General features: G+C 69.0%; 15 protein-coding genes and 2 pseudogenes. 3 read left to right on the forward strand and 14 right to left on the reverse strand.

The window, feature by feature from the left end:
• The 8 genes from ABCR94_RS26310 to ABCR94_RS26345 all read right to left on the reverse strand — a co-directional run.
• On the reverse strand, positions 1–400 hold a 400-nt coding region (locus tag ABCR94_RS26310), incomplete at its 3' end, for a hypothetical protein (protein WP_521977868.1).
• A 57-nt stretch (positions 401–457) separates the two neighbouring features.
• Positions 458–910 (reverse strand): type VII secretion system-associated protein, encoded by a 453-nt coding sequence (locus ABCR94_RS26315; RefSeq protein ID WP_347122521.1) that lies wholly within the window; start codon positions 908–910, stop codon positions 458–460.
• Positions 911–1,132: 222 nt separating this feature from the next.
• Entirely contained in the window at positions 1,133–1,453 is a 321-nt protein-coding gene (locus tag ABCR94_RS26320) for a WXG100 family type VII secretion target (protein WP_347122522.1), read from the reverse strand.
• A 122-nt stretch (positions 1,454–1,575) separates the two neighbouring features.
• The gene (locus ABCR94_RS26325) at positions 1,576–1,923 is read right to left on the reverse strand and encodes a hypothetical protein (RefSeq protein WP_347122523.1); all 348 of its coding nucleotides are present in this window, start codon (positions 1,921–1,923) and stop codon (positions 1,576–1,578) included.
• Between the two features lie 380 nt (positions 1,924–2,303).
• The gene (gene eccB, locus ABCR94_RS26330; protein ID WP_347122524.1) at positions 2,304–3,782 is read right to left on the reverse strand and encodes a type VII secretion protein EccB; all 1,479 of its coding nucleotides are present in this window, start codon (positions 3,780–3,782) and stop codon (positions 2,304–2,306) included.
• Between the two features lie 15 nt (positions 3,783–3,797).
• On the reverse strand, positions 3,798–5,195 hold the full coding sequence (gene eccD, locus ABCR94_RS26335) for a type VII secretion integral membrane protein EccD (protein ID WP_347122525.1): 1,398 nt from the start codon (positions 5,193–5,195) through the stop codon (positions 3,798–3,800).
• Between the two features lie 523 nt (positions 5,196–5,718).
• Positions 5,719–6,747 (reverse strand): IS630 family transposase, encoded by a 1,029-nt coding sequence (locus ABCR94_RS26340; protein ID WP_347122526.1) that lies wholly within the window; start codon positions 6,745–6,747, stop codon positions 5,719–5,721.
• 161 nt (positions 6,748–6,908) lie between these two features.
• Entirely contained in the window at positions 6,909–7,295 is a 387-nt protein-coding gene (locus ABCR94_RS26345) for a helix-turn-helix domain-containing protein (protein ID WP_347122527.1), read from the reverse strand.
• A gap of 41 nt (positions 7,296–7,336) precedes the next feature.
• On the opposite strand from ABCR94_RS26345, the pseudogene eccCa reads away from it, so the two are divergent.
• Positions 7,337–11,200: pseudogene (eccCa, locus tag ABCR94_RS26350) on the forward strand (type VII secretion protein EccCa); the annotation flags it as partial.
• 182 nt (positions 11,201–11,382) lie between these two features.
• On the opposite strand, the gene ABCR94_RS26355 reads toward eccCa, so the two are convergent.
• Positions 11,383–12,573: a S8 family serine peptidase gene (locus ABCR94_RS26355; protein WP_347122528.1), complete on the reverse strand. Its 1,191-nt coding sequence runs from the start codon at positions 12,571–12,573 to the stop codon at positions 11,383–11,385.
• 97 nt (positions 12,574–12,670) lie between these two features.
• Here ABCR94_RS26355 and ABCR94_RS26360 point away from each other — a divergent pair, with 97 nt between their 5' ends.
• Positions 12,671–15,991 (forward strand): right-handed parallel beta-helix repeat-containing protein, encoded by a 3,321-nt coding sequence (locus ABCR94_RS26360; protein WP_347122529.1) that lies wholly within the window; start codon positions 12,671–12,673, stop codon positions 15,989–15,991.
• Positions 15,992–16,095: 104 nt separating this feature from the next.
• Here ABCR94_RS26360 and ABCR94_RS26365 read toward each other — a convergent pair whose 3' ends face one another.
• The 5 genes from ABCR94_RS26365 to ABCR94_RS26385 all read right to left on the reverse strand — a co-directional run bounded on the left by ABCR94_RS26365 (position 16,096) and on the right by ABCR94_RS26385 (position 23,256).
• Positions 16,096–17,241, reverse strand: coding sequence for a hypothetical protein (locus ABCR94_RS26365; RefSeq protein ID WP_347122530.1), 1,146 nt, complete (start codon positions 17,239–17,241; stop codon positions 16,096–16,098).
• A 239-nt stretch (positions 17,242–17,480) separates the two neighbouring features.
• Positions 17,481–20,720 (reverse strand): hypothetical protein, encoded by a 3,240-nt coding sequence (locus tag ABCR94_RS26370; protein WP_347122531.1) that lies wholly within the window; start codon positions 20,718–20,720, stop codon positions 17,481–17,483.
• A 309-nt stretch (positions 20,721–21,029) separates the two neighbouring features.
• The gene (locus ABCR94_RS26375) at positions 21,030–22,100 is read right to left on the reverse strand and encodes a sugar-binding transcriptional regulator (RefSeq protein ID WP_347122532.1); all 1,071 of its coding nucleotides are present in this window, start codon (positions 22,098–22,100) and stop codon (positions 21,030–21,032) included.
• On the reverse strand, positions 22,100–22,672 hold the full coding sequence (locus ABCR94_RS26380) for a YkgJ family cysteine cluster protein (protein ID WP_347122533.1): 573 nt from the start codon (positions 22,670–22,672) through the stop codon (positions 22,100–22,102). The genes ABCR94_RS26375 and ABCR94_RS26380 overlap by 1 nt, the downstream gene beginning before the upstream one ends.
• Positions 22,648–23,256 carry a hypothetical protein gene (locus ABCR94_RS26385; protein ID WP_347122534.1) on the reverse strand — a complete coding sequence of 203 codons (609 nt, stop codon included), beginning with the start codon at positions 23,254–23,256 and terminating at the stop codon, positions 22,648–22,650. The genes ABCR94_RS26380 and ABCR94_RS26385 overlap by 25 nt, the downstream gene beginning before the upstream one ends.
• 661 nt (positions 23,257–23,917) lie before the next feature.
• Here ABCR94_RS26385 and ABCR94_RS26390 point away from each other — a divergent pair.
• Positions 23,918–25,299: pseudogene (locus ABCR94_RS26390) on the forward strand (MFS transporter).
• Positions 25,300–25,331: the final 32 nt, after the last annotated feature.

The raw sequence follows: 25,331 nt of genomic DNA on the forward strand, positions 1-25,331 counted from the left end.
TCCAGCCCCCCTTGTCCTTCAGGACCTTACTGGTGCTCTCAATGCCCAGAAGGTTGTCGTCGCCGCTCGGTACGCCCTTGCCGACACCCAGGAACGTGATGTACGCCCGATAGCTGTTTAGCGACTTCCCCTCGGATACTTCTCCTGTCGCGCTACCGCTGGCCGGGCCGTAGAACGGAATGGTGTAGTCGGTGTTGTGCGTATTCGCACCGCCCGAACTGATGAATCCGGATACGTATTGCGGACCACCCACCTTGTGCAGCCGAACATGCATCAGCGGAATGTCGTCGTTCCCCTGCAAGTCGTCGAACACCTTGGTTCGATCCGGCACCTGATAGCCGGTGAGCAGATGAACTGCTACAGCCCATTTGTCGTTGTTGTTCTGCCCTGCGTCGGCCATCACCGTGCTCCGCGTGCTCGTAAGGAAAAGGGACTACCGGTCCTGCCGCAAGCCGCCCTAGTCCTCATCCTCGCCGCTGCCAGAATTCCCGAGATCGCTGTCGACATCCTCGAAGATGTCCATGAAATCGTCCGTGGTGATGGAATCCAGGTTCTTGCCCTGATCCTTTTTCAGCAACTCGATGGTGTCCCACAGGGCTTGCTCAAGATCCTCGAACAGAACGGTGTGGTCCTCGATGATGCGGGAAAGCTCAGCAGCCGACTTCTGGATGATCGTATTCAACGCAACCCCGCCGACCTTTTCTCCCTCACCGGCCATGGGTCCGATGGCGAGCGGCTTCTTGGAGTCGATCGTTGTATTGTCAAATTTACCGTCGGCGATGTATGAGATCGCCCGACCCTCGACGACGTCATCCACATCGAGCTTCCCCAGCGCGACCGAGAAATCCTGAATATGGTTCTCGATGAAAAGCTTCAGAAATGCGATGTCAAGGACCGTGACTTTGCCCACGTTGTTCCCCTTAGGTGCAGCGTCGGGGACCGGAGTGGTCCCGCGCACAGGACTCCCGAAAGAGCTGCGGTAAAACGTCGGGCGCCGTCGGCTTCTGCGATTCCGGGCAGTGTGAACGGCTCCGGAACAACTGAGGCCGACGGCGCCCGATCGTTCTCCGGTCTCCCCTGCCTCCTCGGCGCCATTGCGCACGGGGAAGACAGGGGAGACCGCTTCTTACGGTCAGCGACTGCCGATCCGGATGTCCCCCCACCTCTGCGAGAGGTTCTGCTCCGTGTATCGGTAGCCGGAGGAAATTTCGGAGAGCAGGCCGGAGTGGTTGGCGAGCAGGGTCTTGATGTTCGTGACCGCGCCGTCCCACTTCGCCTGGACCTCGCTGTAGACGTCGCGGTCGTCACCGATCCAGCTGTTCCTGAGCTCGGACAGCTCCATTTCCAGGTTCTCGATGATGCTCATTACGGCCTGCGACTGGGCGACCATGTCTTCGGCCGCACCCTCCGCATGGTTGTAGTCGACGTAAATGTAACCGTCGGTAAAGTCCATGAAAATCCTCGATTCGCCACGACTACGGGGGCGCAGTGACGGTCAGTGGGCGGGACCGTGGCTGCTGAACGGTGATTTCCTGAGCACAGTGCCGAGCCGGCACGCCGGCGGAGTGGCTACGGTCAGGAGGAAGTGCTGGTGCCGTTGAGCTCGTCGAACACAGCCGTGGACCTTGAGTACTCGGCGTCGATCGTCTCGTTCGTGGAGCCCTGCACCTTCCCGTGCTCCGTGAGGGTGGTGTTGAGCTCGTCGACCATCCGGTCCAGACTGATCAGGATGGTGTCGACATGCCCGTCCCACTGCTCCAGCAACTGCTTGTACTTGCCACCGTCGGAGCCACCGTAATTGGCGGCGAGATTCTGCGAGGTGGTCTGGACGTCCCGCTGGCACGCCTGGACGCCGCTGAACGCCTGCTCCAGCGCCATGATTCCGTTGCGGGTCGCATGCTCTTCGGACTGCTGCATGACCATGAGAGAACTTCCTTCCGGCGAAAATCACCGACCAGTGGGCCCATCACACCCGTGGGCAGACAAGGTGACTCCTGCGAACTCACTTCGGTTCACCGGGACATGGGGTGACCAGATGCTAAGCAGGCGGCAACTTGTTTGGCAATTGACCCCCGAGTGAAAACCGCAGCCCAACTCACGCCCGCGAACGCTCGATTGAGCAAAGACTCCGAATTGGCGTTGCTCACTTGAGCGGCGATGCCATTCCATCCGGACAGACCGGGCATTGCATCCCTTCCCGCCTTCACAGCCGGACACCTGCACTCAACACCAAGTGAACGCGAGGCATCGGAAAAATTCCCAACCTGCGGATTCACCGCCGGGCGATTTTTCCTATGTCCTGGCTATTTCTCCGGACACCGCAGTGTCACCCGCGCCTCCCCCGACGAGGCCGCCTCGGGGCTGAGGTCCGGGCCGCTGGGCAGCATGGCCAGCATCGGCGAGGGCATCGCCCGTGCCTCAACACCCTCGTATCCCAACGCCTTCGCACCTTCCTGGGACAGCAACCGGTATTTCACGCCCTCGTCGGTCACCAGATACGTGGTGTCGCCCAGCGGGCTACCGCCCGCGCTCAACGCCCTGACCAGCGCGCCCCCGCCGGCTCGTACAGCGATGGCGTCGACCTTCAGGCAGCCCGGTTCGACCTCGGGGGCCGGTGGCTGTACGGCCTCGGGCAGAGCGCCCCCAGGCAACACGGACGTGCCCACCCGCACACCGTCCTTCGCGGTGTCGACGTCCGCGCACGCGACAGAACCGCCGGCGACCTCGACCGCCTTCGGCGGCTTCTCCGGCATCTTCCCCGAGTTCGGTGCACCGCCATCGGAACGCGGGGCTAGATGCTCGGTCAGCGCGTCGGCCTGGAGCGTCGCCACAGTCGCGGCGGCACCCCCGTACGCCTTGTCGCGGGTCTGCGGGTCACCCAGCAGCAGAGCCGCCCCGGTGGCCGTCAGCGGGGCCAGGCCCTCCTTCTGCAGCACGTGGTACCGGGGCGTCGAGCCGGGTACGTCGACGCGGAAGATCTGCCCGATTTTTGTACTCCGGCCCGCCAGCGCGGGTCCATTCTTGCCTCGGCCGGGCACCTCCACCGGCGCCAGATCGGGGCCCTGCGGGAAGGCGTCGACAAAGGCGGCCGCGACGGGGCGCGGAGTGACATCCCCGTACCCCAGGGCCTCGGCCGCGTTGGCCCGCTCGTCCAGGGGCAGCCTGCTGCCCTGCCACAGGAGATACGTGGTGCCGCCCGGCCCGGAGACCAGCAGTCCATCGGCCTCCCCCAGCCGCCGTCCGCCGGGCACCTTCTGGGCCTCCTCCATACCGATGGCGAGCATCGTGGTGGCCGTGACGACGCCCGTCGTCCTCGGCAGGACGCCGGAACACACCAGCCATGGCTTGCTGTCCAGGTCACCCGGGCCCGGCAGCGCCTCGGGCCCGTCCGCGATGCCGATGGGCGCCCCGTGCGGTGTGCCGGCGAGCGAGGACGTACCCACCGTCGTGACACCGATGCCGCCGCCGGCTATCAACTGGGCCGAGGCGTAGTTGCGTACGGGGCGCAGCCGTCCGTCCAGGTACAGGTACCGCGCGCCTGTCTGTTTGTCGACGACGAGGTCCTGCGAGGTGCGCCAGGATTCGTTCCCGCCCGGTTTGATGAGCCCGAAGACAAAGGCCCCGACGCACACCAGGATGGCGATGAGCACGCCTATCGCGGCGCCGCGGTTGGTTCTGCCCAGGGGGCTCTCCGGGTCGTCGGGTTCGGCCCGCAGCATGGCCGAGGCCAGTCGCCCCATGACGAAGAGATGAGCCTGTACTTGGTCTCGTTTGCTGTGCATGGTCCGTCTCCCGGATCAGCCGTTGATGCCGCGGAGAGCGCCGTAGACGCCCATCGACCAGAGCGTCAGTGGCAGCATGCTGATGGCGGCGAGCGAGTGCAGCAGCTCGGCCGCTCGTCCCCAGTACGGCAGCAGGCGGCGTCCTGGCACGGTCCATGAGGCAATCGTGATCACGGCCGCCAGAGCCAGCAGGCCTGCCGTCAGGGTCAGCCGGTCCGTCGCGTCGAAGGCCAGTGCCGCCTCGAACAGCAGCAGTGCCACGCCCCAGGCCCCGGCGGTGGTCAGCGCGATCCGCTGCAGGACGTTGCCCAGTCCCCTGCTGTGCAGCAGCAACAGAAGCGACAGGGCTACGACGGTGAGGACCCGGGAGAGATCAGGCTCGACCATGAGCATCGCGAGGCAGGGCAGGCAGATCAGGCCGATGACCGTGTAGAAGGCGGTCATCCAGCCGTCCGCCAGCATGGCGCGGGCTTCGACGTCCGAGGCGGGATACGGGTCGATCCCCTCCTGCAGCTGCTGGACGTTGGTCGGCAGCGGCGGCATCCGCATCCCGGAGAGCCTGAACGACAGCGAGGGCACGAAGCCGCCGAACAGCACCACCACGACGGCGACCAGGCCGGCCGCATGCTCCGGCGCCAGATCCAGGATGATCAGCGAGGCTCCAAGTGCCCCCGCCACGGCGACCGAGGCCGTCCCGAGGAACAGGGCCGGATACATACCGACGGCGGCCAGCGCGAGCACCGCCGCGCCACCACCGGCGGCGGAGGCCGCCAACAGCCGGGCACCCAGCACGGCATCACCGTCGGCGCCGCCCAGCTCCCCGCCGGGCAGCAGCCAGCCCGCCAGTGCGAAGTAGGGGGTTGCCATGATGCCGAGCATCAAGCCCGCCCCGGAGTCACCGACGGCACGGGTGGCGGAGCCCGCCCCGGCTATCAGCAGCAGTCCGGCGGCCGAGGCCGCGAGCGCCCGCAGCCAGCCGGGCGAGCCCGGCAGGGCCAGGAACACCATGCCCAGGGTGAGTGTGGCGATGGCCATGGCGTGCAGCAGACGACGGCCGGCTTCCGCACTCCAACTGTGCGGACGCTGCCGCATGGTGTCGGAAATACCGTCCACCAGGTCGTCGAGGTGCACCTCCGGGAGCGCCTCGGCACGTGGTCGCAGAGCAAGGACCTCGCCGTCGCGCAGGCCGAGGGAGTCCAAGGTACTCTCGGGGTCGAGCGGTGGGCCGCCGAGGCGTTGCAGTATCCAACCACCGTGCTCCAGGCCGGATTCCTCCAGATCGTCGCCTCCGTAACTGATCACAGTGGGCAGCAGATCGGCAACGGAGACATCGGAGGGTACGGCCAGGTCGACGGTCCTGGCCGGAGCACGTACGGTGACGCGGCACAGGCTTGCCGCCTGAATCTCTGTCATGGGCTTCGGGTTCACACTTTCTGGCGGACTGCGGGATGCGCGGTGGCTGGAAGGTGGGAAGCGGCACGCTGGTAGGTCACTGAAGGTGACGACACGTCGGGCGTGTTACGCGCCGGACGAGTTGTCGGCCGGCCGCGTTCGATACACCGCTGAAGAATACAACGTCCCATACTGCGTTCCGCAGAGTCCATTCGGAAAATCTGCGGCTTGGCGCGAGACCCTACTTCATCCGCAATGCGAGACATTTCGCTTTCGCTGCGCCGACTCCATCGCCCATACGGGAAACCGGGTATCGCCGCCGATTCCGGTAAAGACCGGCTGCCGCCTCGGCGTTGGCACGGAAACATTCCGACATCATCGAGGAGCCATTCGTTGAGCGTGATCCTGTTCCGCAGGCCGGCTCGCCGCAAAGGTCCGGAATTGCCGTCGGGCGACCTGAGTCTTCAGGAACCGCCGACGCTTCCGGAAGTTACGCCGGACAGTTCCGCGATATGGACATATTGAGCCGAAACTGGTGGGTTGCCTACTGAATCGTGTAGCGGACGTGCCGGGCGTGGAAGTAGCCGGAGACGATGTGGGGTTGGTGCTGTCGGCGGTGCAGGAAGCGTCGTGTCTCGCGGGCGAGATCGTCGGTCGAGGTGGTGCGGGCGGCGTGGACGTGGTGTTTCAGGTCGGCGTTCAGCAGCTCGTCGGGGTTGAGTTCGGGGCTGTAACCCGGCATGAGGTGCAGTTCGATCCGGTCGGTGTTCGCCGCGAGCCACCGTTTGACGGCCTTGCTGCGGTGTACGGGGTGCCGGTCGACGATGACGTGGACCTTGCGCCGGGCCTGCGTGGCGAGGCGGTCGAGGAAGGCACAGAACACCTTCGCGGTGAACTTCTCCGGGAAGACGGTGAACCACAGGGCGCCCCGTGAGGCGACCGCCGACATGATGTTGACCTTGAAGCGGCGGCCGTTGACCCGCACCAGCGGGGTGTGTCCGGCCGGGGCCCAGGAGCGTCCGGGCGGGGCGGTGTCCGAGCGCAGTCCGCACTGGTCGGCCCAGACCAGCTCGGCCTTCTCCTTCCGGGTCCGCGCGGCGATCGCCGGGTACTCGTCCTCCAGCCAGGCCCGTACCTGTTCGTCCTGCTGCCGGTAGGAACGGCGTGCGGGACGCTGTGGCGTGAAGCCGTGCCGGCGCAGCCACTTGCCCACCCCCTGTTCCGTCATCGAGACCCCGCATACCAGCCGGATCAAGACCCGGACCGAGGCGCGGGTCCACATCACCCCGCTCTGCCCCAGATCGGCCGGGGTGTAGTCACGCATCGCCTGCAACACCGCACCGCGAGCGGAGTCGTCGATCAACTCGCCCCTGCCCGCCCTGGATTCACGCTCGGGTGCCAGCAACGCCTGCCTGCCGCCGGACTTGAACGCCCGCCACCAGGTGCCCACCGACCGCTCGGCAACACCGAACACCTCCGCGGCCTGGCCGTACGTCGCCACCCGCCCCGACTCCAACGCGGCCACCACCCGCAGCCGCAGATCCTCCTGCGCCCCAGGCGACAGCCGCCGCATGTCCCCACCCTCGATCACACCCGACCAACGACCAGGCAACCAATCAGTTTCGGCTCAATAGGCCCGGTAGCGACGACATCACCCGCATCGCCGTTCGCACCCCCACCACCCGCCCCACCAACCGCAGGACCGCTGACGGGCCTTGGCGCCGTAGTTAGCCATCACCAATGTCGGCGCCACCTCCCCCGCCCCCGCTCACACAGGTTCGCGATCAGCTCACCCACCAGCCGCCGCGTCCACAACTGCCCCACCAGTCCCACCTCGCACGGCCGGTGATCGAGAACCGCCTGCCGCACCGCCGCCTGCCCGGCCTCCGGCAGCATCTGGTGCACCCCCACTGGGCGGCCCTTCGTCCGGGCCAGCAACGCCTCCCGGCCCCCGGCCCACCTCTTCGCCCGCCACTTGTCCACCGCCTTCAACGACACCCCGAACACCGCCGCCACGTCCCCACGGTCCCGGCCCGCCCTCAGCGCGGCCGCCGCCCGCAGCCGCAACGCCTCCTGCGCCGACGTCAACAAATGCCGCGCATCCCCCACCAGTTCACTCACAGACAGCTCAACGACCCAGAATCACAACCGTTTCGGATCAATACTTGCCGATGGCGCTGATGTCCGTCTCCATGATGATGATGTTCATGCGGCCCGGTATGGCCCGGTCCAGCGGCGGATTCATCTATATCGCGCTCGGCATGATGGTGGTGGCCTCGGCGGCGATGATGATCGGCCAGGTCATGAAGCGCAACTCCGAACGCAAACAGCGGATGAAGGGCGAACGCCGCGACTACCTGCGCTACCTGCGGCAGACGCGCCGCAAGGTGCGGGGCTCCATCGTTGATCAGCAGGAGGCCCTCTCCTGGCGCCACCCCGCCCCCGACGCCCTGTCGTCCTTCGTGCGCACCACCCGGCTGTGGGAGCGCCGCGCGTCCGACGAGGACTTCGCGGAAGTCCGGATGGGCGTCGGTGACCAGCGCATCGCGATGAAGCTGACCCCGCTGTCGACCAAGCCCGTCGAGGACCTCGAACCGCTGTCCGCGCATGCCCTGCGCAGCTTCACCAAGGCCTATTCGACCGTGCGCGACCAGCCCATCGCCATCTATCTGCGTGCCTGGTCGAAGGTGCTCTTCCGCGGTGACGAGGACGAGATACGTGCTCTGGTGCGCGGCCTGCTCGGGCAGTTGGCGGTGTTCCACTCCCCCGACGACCTGTGGATCGCACTGTGTGTCTCGGACGAGCGGCGTTCCGAGTGGGAGTGGGCAAAGTGGCTCCCGCACACTCTCCACCGGTACGAGGAGGACGGCGCCGGACCGGTCCGTATGGTCACCTCGGCCTTCAACGAGCTGGAGAACCTGCTCGGTGCCGAGTTCCACGAGCGGCCGGGCGCGGACCCCGATGCGGCCCCGGGGCGTGAGGAGCCGTACACGGTCATCGTGATCGACGGCTGCACCCTTCCCGCCGGCCACCGCTTCGACGGCCAGGGGTTCCGCAACGCGGTGGTGCTCGACCTCACGGGCGCCCTGGCCTGGAAGCCCGGCCGTACCACCTTGCGCCTGGAGGTGGAAGAGGAAAGCGTCGCGCTGGTACGCACCGACCGCGACCGCAAGGAGCAGTCGACGCCGCTCGGCAAGCCGGACCGGTTCGGACCGGTGGGAGCGCTGGCGCTCGCCCGGCTGCTCGCGCCCTATCGGATGAGCATGGGCAGCGACGACTCCAAGCCGTTCTCCAACGATGTCGAGCTGACCGCGCTGCTGAACATTCCCGATCTGCACCGGCACGAACCGGCCACACTGTGGCAGCGGTACACCGGCAGTGCCCGGCTCCGGGTGCCCATCGCGGTGAGCGGCGAGGGCCGCCCCGTGGAGCTGGACATCAAGGAGTCCGCACAAGGTGGTACGGGCCCGCACGGCATGCTCATCGGGGCCACCGGCTCCGGCAAGAGCGAGCTGCTGCGCACCCTGGTGCTGAGTCTGGCCCTCACCAACTCCTCCGAGACACTGAACTTCATCCTCGTCGACTTCAAGGGCGGCGCGACCTTCCTCGGCCTCGACGAGCTGCCGCACACCTCCGCCGTCATCACCAACCTCGCCGACGAGGTGGCGCTGGTCTCCCGTATGCAGGACGCCCTGCACGGTGAGCTGATACGTCGTCAGGAACTGCTGCGCGCCGCCGGTAACTACACCTCCGCCCTGGAGTACGAGAAGGCGCGGGCCTCCGGGGTTCCGTTGCAACCGCTGCCCAGCCTGTTCGTCGTGGTCGACGAGTTCAGCGAACTGCTGTCCGCGCACCGTGACTTCATGGAGCTGTTCGTCATGATCGGCCGGTTGGGGCGCTCGCTCGGGGTCCATCTGCTGCTCGCGTCGCAGCGTCTTGACGAAGGGCGCATGCACCAGCTGGAGAGCCATCTGTCGTACCGCATCGGCCTGCGCACCTTCTCCGCGATGGAGAGCCGCGGTGTGCTGGGCGTGCCGGACGCCTATGAACTGCCCGCTCAGCCGGGTGCCGGTTTCCTCAAGAGCGGTGTCGACGCGCTGACCCGCTTCCGTGCCGCGTACGTCTCGGGCCCGTACGAGCGGCGCCGCAACGTCATCCAGGCGCAGGTGGCACGTCAGGTGGTGCCGTGGACGGCGCAGTGGGTGGTGCCGCGTGCGCCCGCCGACCCTGACCTGACCGGCGAGGCCGAGGAGGAGCCTGAGGCCGAGGGCGCCGACGAGGAGAGCGGCGAGACTCTGCTGTCGGTGGCGATCGACCGGCTGCGGCACTCAGGACCGCCCGCCCACCAGGTGTGGCTGCCGCCGCTGGAGACGCCGTCCACCCTGGACCAGATCCTGCCTCCGCTGACACCCGATCCGCGGTACGGCCTCACCACGGCCGACTGGCCGCTGCGGGGCAAACTCGCCGTGCCGGTGGGCATCGTGGACCGGCCGTTCGACCAGCTCCGTGATCTGCTGACGGTGGATCTGTCGGGGGCCGGTGGCCATGTGGCGATCGCCGGCGGCCCGCAGAGCGGCAAGAGCACCCTGCTGAGGACCCTCATCACCGCGCTCGCCCTCACCCACACCCCGCGCGAAGTGCAGTTCTACTGCCTGGACTTCGGCGGCGGCACCCTCGCCGCCCTCGATGGACTGCCCCATATGAGCGGGGTGGCGGCCCGCGTCGACTCCGAGCGGGTGGGACGTGTCATCGCCGAGGTCAGTACGCTGCTCAGCAAGCGGGAGCGGTTCTTCCTGGAGCAGGGCATCGACTCCATGCCCACGTACCGCAAGCGGCGCGCGGCCGGCGAGTTCCCCGACGAGCCGCACGGCGATGTCTTCCTGGTGATCGACGGCTGGTCCACCGTGCGTCAGGACTTCGACCGGCACATACCCGCCTTCAACGCGCTCGCCGCCCGCGGCCTCAACTACGGCGTCCACCTGGTGATCACCACGGGCCGCTGGGTGGAGCTGTCGTCCTCCGTACGCGACCAGACGGGCACCCGGATGGAGTTGCGGATGGGTGACCCCATGGACTCCCAGATCGACTCCCGCAAGGCGGCGGCGATTCCACGCAGCCCCGGCCGGGGCCTGACCTCCGAGAAGCTGCACTATCTGTCGGCGCTGCCGCGCGTCGACGGGGTCGAGGACGCCGACGACCTCGCCGACGGTGTCGCCGGTCTCGTCTCCGCGATCAGCGAGAACTGGACGGGCCCGGCCGCGCCCCGGGTGCGGATGCTGCCGACCAGCCTGCCCGTCGGTGACCTTCCCCCGGCGGAGGGCGACAACGGACTGCGGATCGCCATCGGCCTGGACGAGAACGAACTCGCCCCGGTGTGGCACGACTTCTCCGAGAACCCGCACATGATCGTGGTGGGCGACAGCGAGTCCGGCAAGACCAATATGCTGCGGGTGATCGCCAAGGGCATCACCGACCGGTACACACCCGCCGAGGCCCGCATCATGACGGTGGACTACCGGCGGGAGCTGGTGGAGAGCGTCCCCGAGGCCTACCGGCTCGGGACCGCCGTGTCGCTGGACATGCTGAAGGATCTCGTGGACGGTGCGGCCAGGGCGGTCAAGCAGCGGGTTCCCGGCGAGGACATCGCCCCGTCACGCATGAGGCTGTGCGACTGGTGGCAGGGGCCACGGCTGTTCATCCTGGTCGACGACTACGACATGATCGGCAGCGGTCCCATGGCGCAGCCGTTCGCCCCGCTGCTCGACCATCTGGCGCTCGGGCACGAGGTCGGCCTGCACCTGATCGTGGCCCGCTCCTCCGCCGGAGCCGGGCGCGGCCTCAACGAGTCGCTGCTGCGCAGGCTCCAGGAGGTCAACACGCCCGGCCTGCTGCTGTCCTGCCCGCCGAGCGAGGGCTACCTCTTCGGCAGCGTGAAGGGCCGCGAGCTGATCCCCGGCCGGGCGGTGCGCATCGCCCGGCGCAAGACGCTCCAGGTGCAGACCGCGCTGCTGGAGGACGAACGCTGATGTCCCGCACATCGTGTGCGGTCGGTTCCCCCGGCCCTCCCTGCACCCGGCTCCCGGCCGGGGAGGGCAGTCCTCGCGCGATGTCCGGGCGGGCGAATCCGACCGTACGACGAGTACGTGCACCGGGCCCCGCGCGGGCGACGGGGTCGTCCGCGCGTAGGTCACTGCCCGCGGGCAGTGACCTACGGCTGCCGGCCGGGCGGCAGCCAACTCCTGGCGCGGCCACGGGGGATCACCGCTGCCGCGCCTCCGATCAGCAGGATCACCGTCAGTCCCACCCCGGCGATTGCCAGGGCCCGGTTCCGGGGGCCGAGGTCGGCGGGCTCCGGAAGGTGCGCGGGGACAGCCTGTGCGGGAACCCGCTTGCCCTGTTCCGGGACGATGGACAGCGCGGCGTACGGGTCGAGCCGAGGGGTGTCCGACGGGTAGGTGGTCGCGAGCAACTGCTCGGAGACCTCCGCGGCACTCATCTCGGGCCGGTATGCCCGTACGAGCGCGGCGGCTCCCGCGACACCGGCCGCGGCCAGCGAAGCGCCGGAGCCGATGTAGTGGCCGGAGCCCTTCGGCCCGACGCTGACCATGGAGCTGCCGGGCGCCGCCAGATCCGGCTCATGGGCGGGCGGGGCGTTCTTCTGCCGAGCGCCGGTGGGCCCGAAGTCCACGACGGACAGCACTCCCGGCGCGGCGGCCGGCCAGTACGGCCCCTGCGGCATCTCGCCATTGGGCCCTCGCTCCTCGCGGGGCAGTGCGTCCGGGGCGGCGGGGGCGACGACGAGTGCCTCATGCTGCGCGGCGTAGGCGACGGCCGCGGTGATCTCCGCCCTGCCGGTACGCAGGGCCTGGCCGACGTAGATGACCTGCGCGCCCCGGTCGGCGGCCTCGCGGATACCGAGGGCGACGAGCTGCGACGAGGGCACACCGCGGTCGTTGGTCCCGCGCAGGGCGATGATCTCGGCCTGCGGGGCGACCCCGCTGATACCGCTGCCCTTCTCCGGGGCGGCGGCGATGAGACCGGCCGCGAAGGTGCCGTGCCCCACGCAGTCCTCACCGGCTCCGTCGAGAGCCGTTGTCCGTCCGGCCAGGCTGGGCGCGCCGGAGAAGACCCCGGTGTCGACCACCGCGACGGTCACCCCGGCCCCCCGGGAGATCCGCTGGGCCCGCGACAGCCCGAGAGCCGCCTGGGACCACGCCGCCCCGGTGGCCGTCTCCTTCGAGGCCTCGGTGCACGGACTGTCCTTGCCGAGGCGCACGGGCAGCGGAGGCAGCAACATGGCGCCAGGGCGGTCGTCGGCCCCCGCGGCGAAGGCGGGCACACCGGTGACCGGAAGCATCACAGCGGTAGCCAGGACGAAGCCAACATAGCTGTATTTCATGATAGTTCACATTATACGTATGATATGCGCGTGCCATACTCAGGTAGACGCACAGGGCAGAGCCAAAGACCCAGAAACACGAGGAGGTTCGAGGCGCGTGGCACGGCAAATACTCACGGTCTGCCCGGAACGGACGGACAGCTTCCAGACGATCGGTGAGGCACTGGCCCAGGCACGCACCGGGGCGGTGATCCGGGTGCGCCCCGGGCGCTATGCCGAGAATCTCGTCATCAGGAACCGGGTGACGATCGTCGCCGAGGGCGAGCCGGGGGCCGTCGAGATCTGCCCGCGCGCCGGCACGGCCGTCAGCCTCATGGCCGACGCCGTCATGCTCAGCGGTCTGACCCTGCGCGGACGCGACAAGGAATTGGCGGTCGTGGACATACCGACCGGCCAGGCCGCCCTCGACGGATGCTCCGTCACCGGCTCGGGGTGGACGGCGTTGCTGGTCCGCGGCAAGGGCTCGCTGGCCGCCCGCGGCTGCCGGATCAGCAACCCCGGCGGCGCCGGGATCGTCGACTCCTCGGAGACGGAAAGCGTCATCGAGGACTGTGTGTTCGAGAACTTCGGCAGCTCCGCGGTGGTCATCGGCGAGACGGCAAGACCCCTCGTCCGCGGCTGCAAGATACGCGGCGCGCGGGCCAACGGCATTCTCGCCAGCGGCGAGGCCAGAGGCACCGTGGAAGGTTGTGACATCTCCGGCACCGACAAGCCCGCCATCGCACTGGAGGGCCACAGCTCGACCCGGGTTGTGGGGTGCACCGTCCACCACACCGCTGTGGGGCTGCTGGTGAGCAGCGTCTCCCGTCCCGAGGTCGAGGAGACCTCGTTCGACTCCATTTCCCAGAGCGCCATCGTCATCTCCGGCGGCGCCGACCCCCTGCTGCGGCGCTGCGTCACCCGGCGCACCAAGCAGAGCGGACTGCTCGTACTCGACCGCTCGCGCGGGACCCTGGAGGGCTGCGAGTTCCACGCCGCGGCCCAGCCCGCCATCCGGATCGTCGAAGGCAGTTCCCCGCTGCTGCGGGACACGGTGGTACGGGACTGCGCCGACACCTCGGGGGCAGTGCTGATCGCGGACGACTCCACGGCCGAGTTCGAACGCCTGGAGGTGCTGGACGCGGCCGGGGTCGGCATCTCCGTCAGCTCGTCCGCCAACCCGCTGCTGCGCCACGCCAGGGTCGTCGGGGCGGGCGGCCACGGCATCGAGATCAGCGACGGCGGCCGCGGGCGCCTGGAGCACTGCGAGATCGACTCGGCGGGCGGCTGCGCGCTGAGCATCGGCGATGACGCCGACCCCGAGGTCAGCGACACCGTGATCCGCTCCGCCGCCCGGTCCGGCGTCCTCATCGGCGAGCGCGGACGGGGCACCCTGCGGGACTGCGAGATCAGGGACAGCGCCGACGCGGGTGTGAGCGTCCAGGACAGCGGCGAGGTCGCGCTGGACCGGGTCCGGGTGAGCGGCTCGAAGGCCCACGGCATCCAGGTGGCGCGCGGCGGCCGGGCCTCGCTCACCGCCTGCGAGGTCACCGGCAGCACAGGCGACGGCGTACGGATCGACAGCACCGAGCCCATCACCGTCACCCGGTGCGTGGTACGCGACAACCGGGGGGCGGGACTGCGGCAGAGCCAATCGGGCGACCGGCTCTCGGTCGACTTCCTGACCAGCGCGGACAACGGCGCCACGGACACCTGGGGCGAGAGCGTCGAGTCGACGGGCGGGACCGGGGCACCGGGCCAGTCCGCGAAGGGGACCGAGCCGGAGGGCCCCATGGCCGCTCTGGAGTCGCTCATCGGCCTGGAGAACGTCAAGCACCAGGTGACCACCCTGGTCAATCTCAACCAGCTGGCGGAGCACCGCCGCCGCCTCGGCATGCCGGTTCCCTCGATGAGCCGGCATCTGATCTTCGCCGGGCCGCCCGGCACCGGTAAGACCACTGTCGCCCGGCTGTACGGGAGCATCCTGGCGGACCTGGGCGTGCTGCGCAGCGGGCATCTGGTCGAGGTAGCACGCGCCGATCTGGTGGCCCAGATCATCGGTGGTACGGCCATCAAGACCACCGAGGCCTTCAACAGCGCGCTGGGAGGCGTGCTGTTCATCGACGAGGCGTACACCCTCACCCCCGAAGGATCCTCCAACGACTTCGGACGCGAGGCCGTCGACACCCTCCTGAAACTGATGGAGGACCACCGCGAGGACGTGGTCGTGGTGGCGGCCGGATACTCCGAGCAGATGGACTCGTTCGTGTCCGCCAACCCCGGGCTTGCCTCCCGTTTCACCCGCACCATCGAGTTCGGCAACTATTCCGTGGACGAGCTGGTGACCATCACCGAGGGCATGTGCAGCCAGCACCAGTTCGAGCTCGGTCCGCTGACCCGGGAGGCCCTGGCCGTACGCTTCGAGGGCATGAAACGCGACGCGTCCTTCGGCAACGGCCGGGCAGCGCGCGGGGTCTTCGAGGACATGGTGGACCGGCAGGCGTTCCGGCTGGCGTCCATGGCGGACCCGGCCGAGAGCGATCTGACCCTGCTGCTGCCGCAGGACGTCGGGGACACCGAGGCTGCGGCCGTCGACGGAACGCCGCAGAACACCGACGACGTGGACGATCCCATGGCCGATCTCACGGCCATGGTGGGCCTCGGGGCGGTGAAGCAGGAGGTCACCGATCTGGTGAATCTGCTGTCGAACGCCCGGCACCGGCTCGCGGCGGGGCTGCCCACCGCGAAGATCAGCAACCATCTCGTCTTCACCGGGCCGCCCGGCACCGGAAAGACCACCGTGGCCCGGCTGTACGCCAAACTCCTGCACTCGCTGGGAGTACTGCCCCGCCCCGCCCTGGTGGAGGTGGCCCGCGCCGACCTGGTGGGCCAGTACATCGGGCACACCGCGCAGCGCACCAAGGACGTCTTCAACAGCGCGCTGGGAGGCGTGCTGTTCATCGACGAGGCCTACACCCTCACCCCCGAAGGATCCTCCAACGACTTCGGACGCGAGGCCGTCGACACCCTCCTGAAACTGATGGAGGACCACCGCGACGAGGTCGTGGTCATCGTCGCCGGATACACCGAGGAGATGGAGCGCTTCCTCGCCTCCAACCCCGGGCTGTCCTCCCGGTTCTCCAAGTACGTGCAGTTCGAGGACTACAGCACGGACGAGCTGGTCACGATCGTCTCCCGGCACGCCGCCGCGTCCGGTTACGAGTGCGGCAGCGACACTCTGGCGACCCTGCGCGCCCACGTGGACGCGATCCCGCGGGACCGCTTCTTCGGTAACGCCAGGCTCGCCCGTCAGCTGCTGGAGGCCATGATGACCAGCCAGGCCCGGCGGCTGGGCGGGCTTCAGTCGCCCAGCCTCGCCGACCTCACGACGCTGCTGCCCGCGGATCTGCCACCCGCACGGCACGAAGCTGCCCTGTAACCCCGCGAACAAGCCTGCAACCCCGCGAACAAGAACGCCCGCCGGAAGTCGATCCGGCGGGCGTTCTCGTTACGGTCGATCAACATCGATCAACGCAGGCGCTGTCACACGGTGAACCGCACGGCTTCGAGCGTACGCTTCTTTTCCACGGCGCCGCCGAAGATGTAGTTGTTGGAGGTCTGAGGCGTGTCACAGCCCAGACCCAGCCATCCCGACTCGCTGACGTGCGTGTTCTGGCAGATGTTGCCTTCACGCACGCTGATGGCGAACCCGGAGAGGCTCACTGCCGAGTTCTTGGCAGTGCCGATGTAGAGGTCGGCGCCGTTGGTCACGCTCTTCCACGGATTCTTCCAGCCGACCTCGTGGAAGTACGCGGTGGCGGATGTCCCGTTGGTGCCTGCCACGGAGATGTCGAGGGCCTTGATGGTCGTCCCCTTCCCCTCCGTGCCTGCAGTGGCACCGTCGCACACCGCACGCTGCCAGCCGCTGTTCGCCACAAAGGCCCGGTAGCAGATGTGCCGCCCCGGACTCTGCGTGGCCAGCTGCTGGACAGCGGATGCCGCGGTGTTCGTCGCAGGCTTGGGAGCCTCCGCCTTCAATGAACGGGCAGCCTCTTTCTTCGGCTCTCCGTCCTCCTTGGGGGCAGACTCCTTCTCTTCCGAAGGCAACGGCGGCAGGACCGCCTTGACCATATTCGGCAGATCGGGCTTGGCCTGGGCCTTGGGCTTCGCCTTCGGCTTGGGCTCCGCCTTGGGCTTGTCTGCCGCGTAGTCACCCTGCGGCGCGCCCATGGGCTCGTCCTCCAGGATGGTGTCGGACTTGGCGACCACCGACACCTTGTCCTTCTTCTCGGAGTCGTCCGTCGCCCAGATCAGCAGTGGGACCGCGAGGAGTACCACGCCCGCGATGCCCGCGGCCGCGAGGAACGGCTTCTTCGGGTTCCCCGAGGGCGGTGCGTCGTCCCCGCGCCCGGCTCCTTCACCGGAGGCTCCGCCCACCCCGGCCGCGACCGCGGCATCCGGGGCCGCGGCCAAAGCGGTCTGTGCACGCGTGCGCCCGTTGGCGGCCGCTTCCGGCTCCGCCTGCTGTCGCGAGCCCGCCGTCGCGCTTGCCTCCGCCTCCTCGGTCGTAACGCTCGTGGTGGTACCGGACTGCGCGGACGCAGCCGGCGCTCCGGTCGACGAGGCGTTGGGCTGCGACTGTGTCGCCGCCTCGCCCTCAGCACGCGCCGCGCCGCCGGACGGAGGCACGGCCGGCGCCAGTATCTGGCCCGGATCGGCTCCTACCGACCCCAGCGCGACCGCCCTGCGAACCGGCGTCCCGCCCGTGGCGGCGGATGGATCCGTGCCCCCGCCGGTCGAGGAACCCCGTGGCGATCCCCCTGGGGAGGATCGATTCTGACTACTTGTCATCATTCTCCTTTGGCCTTGTATCTGAACGGTGATGCAGTCCCCGTTGCCCGGGAGTGCTCCCGGAGTTCGTGCCCCGGCTACCCGGCGTGGCCTACGGGCCCGGAGCAGCGCTCCGGCCAGTCCGCGCCCTCGCCGGTGGGGAGTTCCTTGGTGAGCGCCTCTTCGAGGTGGGTGAGCGCCTTGAGGTCCTGCGGGGTCAGTTCCTGCTCCCCGTCCATGTAGACGGACGCGTTTCCGGGCAGCTCACGCAGCAGCACCACCGAGGAACCGGCGGGCACTGTCCGTACTCCCAGCACCCGGAAAGCGGTCCCCGGCACGAAGACGATCTCGTCGCGGGTGTCCGGGGATCCGGCCGGCTGGTCGAGCAGTTGACGCACCTTGCGCCCGGTGACCGACCAGATCGCATAGCGCACGGAGGATCCGGCAGGAAGCGCCGAGGGCCGGACCAGAGCACTGACCGGTCCCGGGTCCTGCACCAGGGTGCCGACCTCGGGATCGGACCCGGCCTCGCCCCCACCGCGCATCGCCACACCACGGTACGAGGGCAGTCGCCGCAGTGCGGACGCCAGGCACCCGGCGTAGGGCAGCAGGCGCCCCTCGCCCGTGTGCATGTCGCGAATCAGCTCGCGATGGTGCAACGGCCCTTCCTCAGTGGTCAGATAGGCGTGCGCGGCGATGAGGTCGGTCCTCGCCGCCTCCAGTTCGTGGCCGCGCAGCGCGGGCATCCGCGTGAGCACCCGGGAGACGGCAGCAGCATGCCGCTCCCAGACGGCCGCGGCCAGCTCGCGGAACTCCGCACGTTCGGCGGCCCCGATGGCATGGCCCTGCACGAACGGAAGAGGTGCGGCCCGGGTCGCCAGTGCGCGTGCCGGTGCGGGCGCTGGCGCCTGTACGGGTGCCGGTGCCGGTGCGGACAACGTCCGCTCGGGCGAAGGTACTTGGGCCATCCGACCGGGCCTCTCCGGCTCACCGTCCCCGGCCCGTTCAGGCGACGCACCGACCCCTGAGCCGTCGAGCGCCACACCGTGGAACGCCCCAGCATCGGGCGCCTCACCGTGGAGCGCCCCACCATCGGGCGCTCCTTCAACGGTCGGGTGCGCCAGCATGGCGGCGACCGCTTCGTCGCCGGTAGGGGGCTCTTCCTCCGGCGGCGCGCCCGTGACCGTACCGGCTTCCGACGCTCGGTTACGCCCTTCACTCGTCCGTGCACCTCGCGAGGAGGGAGCTCCGAGCGACGTAGCACCGGAGGCGTGCGCCGATATGCTCGCGCCCGCTCCGCCGCCGATCGCGCCCCCGGACGGCGCCTCGGCCACGCGGTCTCCCGAACCACCGGGCGCAGGGGCACCGAGTGACGGACCCGCAGCGGAAGGACCAACAGGCGAGGCTGCACCAGGTGCGGAAGCACCAGACGCATACGTCAACGTGCCCGTGACCGTTGCGCCGCCGCCACCGAGCCCACCGCCCCGCGCCGCGCCGACCGCCGGATCCACACCCACTCTCGACGTCGCCGACGACGACGACGTTGTGGCGGATCGGTGCGCGGGCGGCGTAGGTCCACCGGACTCCACACGCGCCGTCGGGGCGCTCCCGGTCGTGCCGATGTGTCCCGACGGCCCGGCCGAGGCCTGGCGCCGTGCGGGAGCTACGGCCGACCCCGGAACAAGCCTGTGCTCGCCCGACGCGGTGACGGACCCGCTGACGGACCCGGTGACCGCGTGTCCCTCGGCGGGCTCCTCCTCCGCACGGGGCGATCGTGGCGCGGCGGGCAGCGGACCGGCCACGGCCGAAATGCCGCGGTGCGGCGCCGCGGCCGCACCTGCGGGCCCGCTCGCCTCCGTACTGCCTCGGCGTGCCGCCGGCCATGGGTGCCCCGGACTCCCGGGCCGCCCGGCCGTGACATAGCGGATGCTCGGCACGCCGTGTTCGGCCGCCAGTCGGCGCAGTTCGCCTTCCCCGGAAGTGAGCCTGCCGCGCACCAACAGCGTGGTTCTGGCCCGGGTCGCGGCCCCGAGGCCGACCAGGAGCTGAGACAGCGCGGGCACCATCGAGCCGTCCAACGGCTCCCCCGGTATGCCCAGTTCGATGGCGCAGGTGTCCGGGTTCACGGCCGCCCCCGCGAGCGGAGGGCGGGGGCCGTCCCGCTCCCACAGCGCGAGTCCGGCCCGCGTCACGGTGGCCTGCCAGCGGTCCGTCAGCCGTACGGTCCCCGGTTCCGTACCTCCGGGAAGCCAGGCGGGTGGGTGGCTCCCCACCAGCCGGGGTGCGGGAACCCTCCCCTGCGCATCGGCGGGCCTGCAGGTCACAGACGATACGAACGGCTGCCAGCTCGGATTCCCGTCGACGCCCAACAGGGTCGGCCGGGGACCGGCTCCGAAAGGAGCGTGGTCGGCGAGCAGCGGCAGGCCCGTGAGTACCTCCAACTCGCTGCCCAGCATGTCGGCGACCGAGTGGCCGAGCCGCAGCAGATCGCGGCGGCCTCCCGGGGCGAGTCGGACGCGGGACCGCTGCGCGACCGGCAGCGCCGCGAGCACGGCGGCCACTTCGTCGGCCGCGATGTCCTCCGCGTGGAGAGCGCCGACCAGCACGGTGGGACGTCCGTGGTCGACGGGCACCGCGAAGCACAGGTCGTCGGGGTTCGGCCCGGGGGCCTCGGCCGGACGTATGACCACGCCCGCCGGTATCTGGTCCACCACACAGCCACCCTCGGTGCGTACGGGCACCCGGCCCATCGCCTCCTGCCAAGCGGGTGCCGGGGCACGCGGGCCCAGCTTCCGGGGTGCCTCACCGGGCGCGAAGCGCCACCATCCGCACCCGGAATCCCCCTGGACGAAGAGCACGCCCCCGGGTGCGATCAGGACGGCCCCGTCGGGAGCGATCACTTCCAGCTCCCAGGCGTCGGCGATCCTGCGGGCCACACAGGGGCGGCCCGGCTGGTCGTCACCGGCGCCGGACAGGACGAGCCGGACCCGGCCGGTGCCCTTCGCGCGAAGGGAGTCCAGCAGAGCGCCGAGCCGGGACCAGAGGTCGGCGTCGGGGCCTCCCCCGTCGGTCGATCCGACCATCACCGTGACGATGTCCTCGTCCACGCTGAGGGCGCGGGCCACTTCGGCCAGTGCGGCCATCGGGAAGGAATCATCCTCGACCGAGCGCACCAGCAGAATGCCGTCGATGTCCTCGACGGGTGGGGCGCCGGCGGCCCCCCGGCGTCCGGCGCCGCTCGGCTCGGCGACCTGGCGGCCGGTACTGCGGGTTGTGCCGCGGGTTGCACCGGAAGACCTGCGGCTCCGGCGGGAGAAGTGGAGAGACCAACGGCTCACGCGGTGGTCCCCCATGTCCGGCCGTGTTCGGACATGTTGACCGCTTCGCCCCTGCACACCGCTGCCGTCTGATTCCGCTCGGTCACGGCCGTCCCGGCGCACTGCTGGGTCATCGCTGTCCTCACTCGGTGGATCGGTGGCTGGTCGGTCACGCGAGGCCCCATGTCTTGTGCAGCGATCGGAATCCGGCGGAACGACTGAAACAACTGGGAGGAAGAGCCACCTCGGCACGTCCGCGCGAAGGGCAACTCGGGCAAGGCACCCCGGCGGTGGCGGGAAAAGGGAACCGGCATGTGCCGCAGGACGATCTCACGTCGCCGTTTCCACCGCGTACGCGTCCCTGGTTCGCGACGTGTCGTCCGGGCCGTCGTACCAGAGGAGACGGCGTGCGGTCGTCGCGTCCGTGACAACCCCGGTGAGGAGACCGCTCTTGAGAACGGTACGGATGGCCTCGGCGCTCCGCACCCCGCCCGAGACACCGATCAGCTCCGGAACGCCGCGGAGTTGCGCGGCGCTCATGGCGATCATGCGGGTGTCGAGCTCCGAGGGAATCACCTTGCCGTCCTGATCGAAGACATGGCCGACGACTTCGGCGCAGGCTCCCGATGCCCGGTGCGTTTCGCGCTCCTGATCCGTCAGGGCGTCGTACACCGGCGAGAGCGTCGCCTCCCACGCGCAGATGCCGACAACGGCCTTGGTGACCCGGCCGAACCGGTCCAGCGTCTCGGCGGTGGCCGGCTGGCTTCTGAGAATGGAGGCCGTCGACGCGTCCGGCAGGATGAACGGGGTGTAAAGGGGGAAGGCCCGGCCCCCGCCGAACGCCGCGGTACGGCGAACCGCGGCGACCGCGGGGTCGTTGGCCAAGTCCTGCCCGTGCACCCCGGCCAACTGAACCACCTCGCAGGGAGGCAGCCGGCTGACCGCCTCGCTGAACGCCTCCACCGAACGGCTTCCGTCCAGGCCGAGCACGTCCCCCTCCTCGGCGATCTCCGAGATCAGTTGCGCCGCCGCCGTGCCGAGCCACCGGCTGACCTGGCGCGGGTCCCAAGGAGCGGACGCGCCGCCCTCGCTCCGGGTCAGATTGACAACGATGCCATGCCGCAGTCCGAAGCGCTCGGTCACTGCGCGCGACAGGGCGGCGTCGATCTCAGCCGGGACCGTGATGTCGATCCGCACGATGTTGTGGGCCACGGCGGCATCGAGGAGGCGGGCGACCTTGAACCGGCTGATGTCGAATTCCTTGGCGATATCCACCTTCGACTGGTTGGCGAGGTAGAAGCGTCTGGCGACGGAAGCGGCAAGGAGCTTGTCGATGGGCGCAAGGGAAGCCTCGGCCTCGACGTACTCGTATTCGCTGCTGTCGTCCCGCCGCGGTCTCATCAGCCGGTTCCGGTCGGATCGAGCAGGAAATCGTAGAGTTCGCGAGGACTTCTCTCCTGCTTGTCCGCTTTGACAGCCGCGTTCCACTTCCGCACGAGGCGCCGGTGATCGGCCCATGCCACTCGGTTGCTCTCCAGATCCCGCCGGTACGTGGTCAGTTCCATCGCGGCGAGGTTCCAGGAGTCCGGTCCACAGACGGTGTCCTGACGAATTCCCACCGCACCGCGTTCGAGGGTCGTCGGAAAGTTGCTGCACACCAGCGGCCGATGGGCGTAGACACCGCATCGGGCCTTTCCCGATGCGATCTCCATCAGGAAGCCACAGCCACCGGTTTCCTTCCTGCGGACGAGATACAGGTCGAGGGTCGGCCCGTCGGGCTGAAGGCGGAAGCCCGAATCGTCCTCAAGCAGAGTGATGAACTCCTCGGGGTGCAGCGCGGTCCCCTCCGCGAGCCGGCGCATGTCCCCGGTGGTGACTCCGACCTTGTACTTCCGGCAGCAGTCCCCCGTGCAACCCGCGCAGCCGGCGACGTTGACTCCGCTTCCGTTCACTTGGCGGCCTCCCCGGGCCATGCGGTGCCGGCCTCGCGGGCGGCGTGAGTCTCCAGCAGATAGCGCTGGAAATCGCGGATACCGGGCTCGTCGTCGGACTTGGACTTCTCAGCGGTCAGTGCGTTCCACCGCTTGACGACCTCGAACCAGTGGTCGCGGTCCGCGGTCCAGCCGCGCTTCGCCTCCGCCAGCATCTCCTGATCGAGGTCCGCCTCGGTTAACTGCCGCTTTTTCCCGGGTTTTTCGGCGGCCGGGGCGGCGCCGTCTCCCAGGTGTGCGGGGAATACCCGGCAGGAGACGGGGGCGAGTTCTCCGAGCCCGCAGTGGCCCAGCGCACCGACGGTCCGCAGAAGGAAGACGCAGCCGTGCGGGCCATTGGCCAGCCTCAGGTTCACCCGGCGCCGGCCGCCGTCCGTGACGATGCCCGTCGGGTCGCTCGCGGAAGCGGGGGCCGTCTCCGTCAGGTACCACGGCTCAAGGGCGAGAGCACTTGAGACACGGGTGATGTCCGAGCCGGTCACATAGCGCGCCCCGCGGGTGCAGAGGCTCTCCGTGCGGGAAGCGTGCCTTTCGGCACGTATGCCCGCCGCACTGTCCGCTACCAACTCGTCGCTCCCTTCGTCAAGGTTTTACATCGTCGTAATATGTCGGGCCCAGCGAAGAGCACCGGCACACCACCCGAGGTCGAGAATAGGGGCCCGCGAATCGTTTCGATAGGGCGCTCCGGGAAATGAACACCCCTTTCCCGGCAGCCGAAACCTCAACAGAACCTCAACAGAGCGGCAATGGCCCGTACGGAACAGGCGGACAATACGTGGAGCACGTACGGGGATTGGGCAGAATTCTCACCGCAGCGGCCCGAGACCTCAAGGGCTTCTCCGTACAGCCGACTGCAAGCGTGCCCGATCGGGCATTTGTCGTCCGCCTCATGGGGTGGCGCCCTCATTCATCGGTCAGTTGCTCTGTGGCGCTTTCCCCTGCGCCCCTGCTCCTCCCCGAGCAGAGCGGAGTTGCAGAACGCGCCGTAAGCCAGGCAGCGGTGCAAGCTTAACCCGCTTGGCGCGTGGGGCACATGAGCATCTCCCGTCGCTGTAAGGACAACTGGGACGGCAGCCGCGACCACGTGCACGCCGAAGTCGGTCATGGTGGCCCCGCGCACAGTGCCCTTCCGAAGTATGGTGTCCCACCACATGTGGGTCTGACCTGCGTGTTCCTACGGTGTGGCAACACGGAAACGTCCCCGCCTACTGTCCGGAAGTGGTGTCCATGGCTGCCTCGGTATCCGCTCCACCCGCGCCTTCGAATCTCCGCCGCATCGTCGCAGCGAGCCTGATCGGCACCACCATCGAGTGGTACGACTTCTTCCTCTACGGAGCCGCTGCCGCGCTGGTCTTCAACAAGCTGTTCTTCCCCGGCTCCGACCCGCTCGTCGGCACCCTGTTGTCCTTCCTGACGTACGCGGTCGGCTTCGCCGCCCGGCCCTTGGGCGCGCTGGTCTTCGGGCACTACGGCGATCGGCTCGGCCGCAAGAAGCTGCTGGTGCTGAGCCTGCTCCTGATGGGCGGCGCCACCTTCGCGATCGGTCTGCTTCCCACCCACGCGACCATCGGCTCCGCCGCTCCCGTCCTGCTCACCGTGCTGCGGTTGGTCCAGGGCTTCGCACTCGGCGGGGGTGGGGCGGGGCGGTGCTGCTGGTGTCCGAGCACGGGGACGCGAAGCGGCGCGGGTTCTGGGCGTCGTGGCCGCAGACCGGGGCGCCGGCCGGGCAGCTGCTCGCGACCGGGGTGCTCTCGGCGCTGACCGCGCTGATGTCGGACGCCACCTTCCTCGCGTGGGGCTGGCGCATACCGTTCCTGCTGTCCGGGGTGCTGGTGATCGTCGGCTTGTGGATTCGTCTCTCTGTCGATGAATCCCCCGTCTTCAAAGCCGCGTTGGTGCGCGCCGAAGCACGCAAGAGCACGTCCGCGCCCGCCGAAAAGATGCCGCTGGTCGCCGTCCTGCGCCACCACTGGCGCGATGTGCTGATCGCGATGGGCGCCCGAATGGCCGAGAACATCAGCTACTACGTGATCACCGCGTTCATCCTCGTCTACGCGACGACATCGGCGGAGCTGAGCAAGCAAACGGCGCTGAACGCCGTCCTGATCGCCTCCGCCGTGCACTTCGCGGTGATCCCCGCGTGGGGCGCCCTGTCTGACCGGGTCGGCCGCAGGCCCGTCTATCTGGTCGGGGCGATCGGTATCGGCCTCTGGATGTTCCCGTTCTTCGCGCTCATCGACAGCCGGAGCTTCGGGAGTCTGCTGCTCGCCGTCACGGTCGGGCTGATCTTCCACGGCGCGATGTACGCGCCCCAGGCGGCCTTCTTCTCGGAGATGTTCGCGACGCGCATGCGCTACTCGGGTGCCTCGATCGGGGCACAGTTCTCATCGGTCGCGGCCGGCGCGCCGGCGCCGCTGATCGCCACCGCCCTGCTCGCCGACTACGGGAGTTCCACACCCATCGCCCTGTATGTGATCGCCGCCGTGCTGATCACCGTGGTGGCACTGGTGTGTGCGAAGGAGACCCGCCACCGGGATCTGGCAGACATCGACGGAGAGCAGGCGGGCGCCCCCGAAGCGGTGCCCGCGGCCGACGCCTCTGCGCGCTGAGGGCGGGCCCGCTCGGCACGCGGGGGGACCGC

Origin of the sequence: Streptomyces changchenzhani, from assembly GCF_039766235.1 — a bacterium.
GTDB lineage: Bacteria > Actinomycetota > Actinomycetes > Streptomycetales > Streptomycetaceae > Streptomyces.

Bases quoted from the DNA above. Each gene is read 5' to 3' on its own strand.
- ABCR94_RS26320 (WP_347122522.1), bottom strand. From the start codon at position 1,453: ATGGACTTTACCGACGGTTACATTTACGTCGACTACAACCATGCGGAG.
- ABCR94_RS26325 (WP_347122523.1), bottom strand. From the start codon at position 1,923: ATGGTCATGCAGCAGTCCGAAGAGCATGCGACCCGCAACGGAATCATG.
- eccB (WP_347122524.1), bottom strand. From the start codon at position 3,782: ATGCACAGCAAACGAGACCAAGTACAGGCTCATCTCTTCGTCATGGGG.
- eccD (WP_347122525.1), bottom strand. From the start codon at position 5,195: ATGACAGAGATTCAGGCGGCAAGCCTGTGCCGCGTCACCGTACGTGCT.
- ABCR94_RS26340 (WP_347122526.1), bottom strand. From the start codon at position 6,747: ATGCGGCGGCTGTCGCCTGGGGCGCAGGAGGATCTGCGGCTGCGGGTG.
- ABCR94_RS26355 (WP_347122528.1), bottom strand. From the start codon at position 12,573: ATGAAATACAGCTATGTTGGCTTCGTCCTGGCTACCGCTGTGATGCTT.
- ABCR94_RS26375 (WP_347122532.1), bottom strand. From the start codon at position 22,100: ATGAGACCGCGGCGGGACGACAGCAGCGAATACGAGTACGTCGAGGCC.
- ABCR94_RS26380 (WP_347122533.1), bottom strand. From the start codon at position 22,672: ATGGCCCGGGGAGGCCGCCAAGTGAACGGAAGCGGAGTCAACGTCGCC.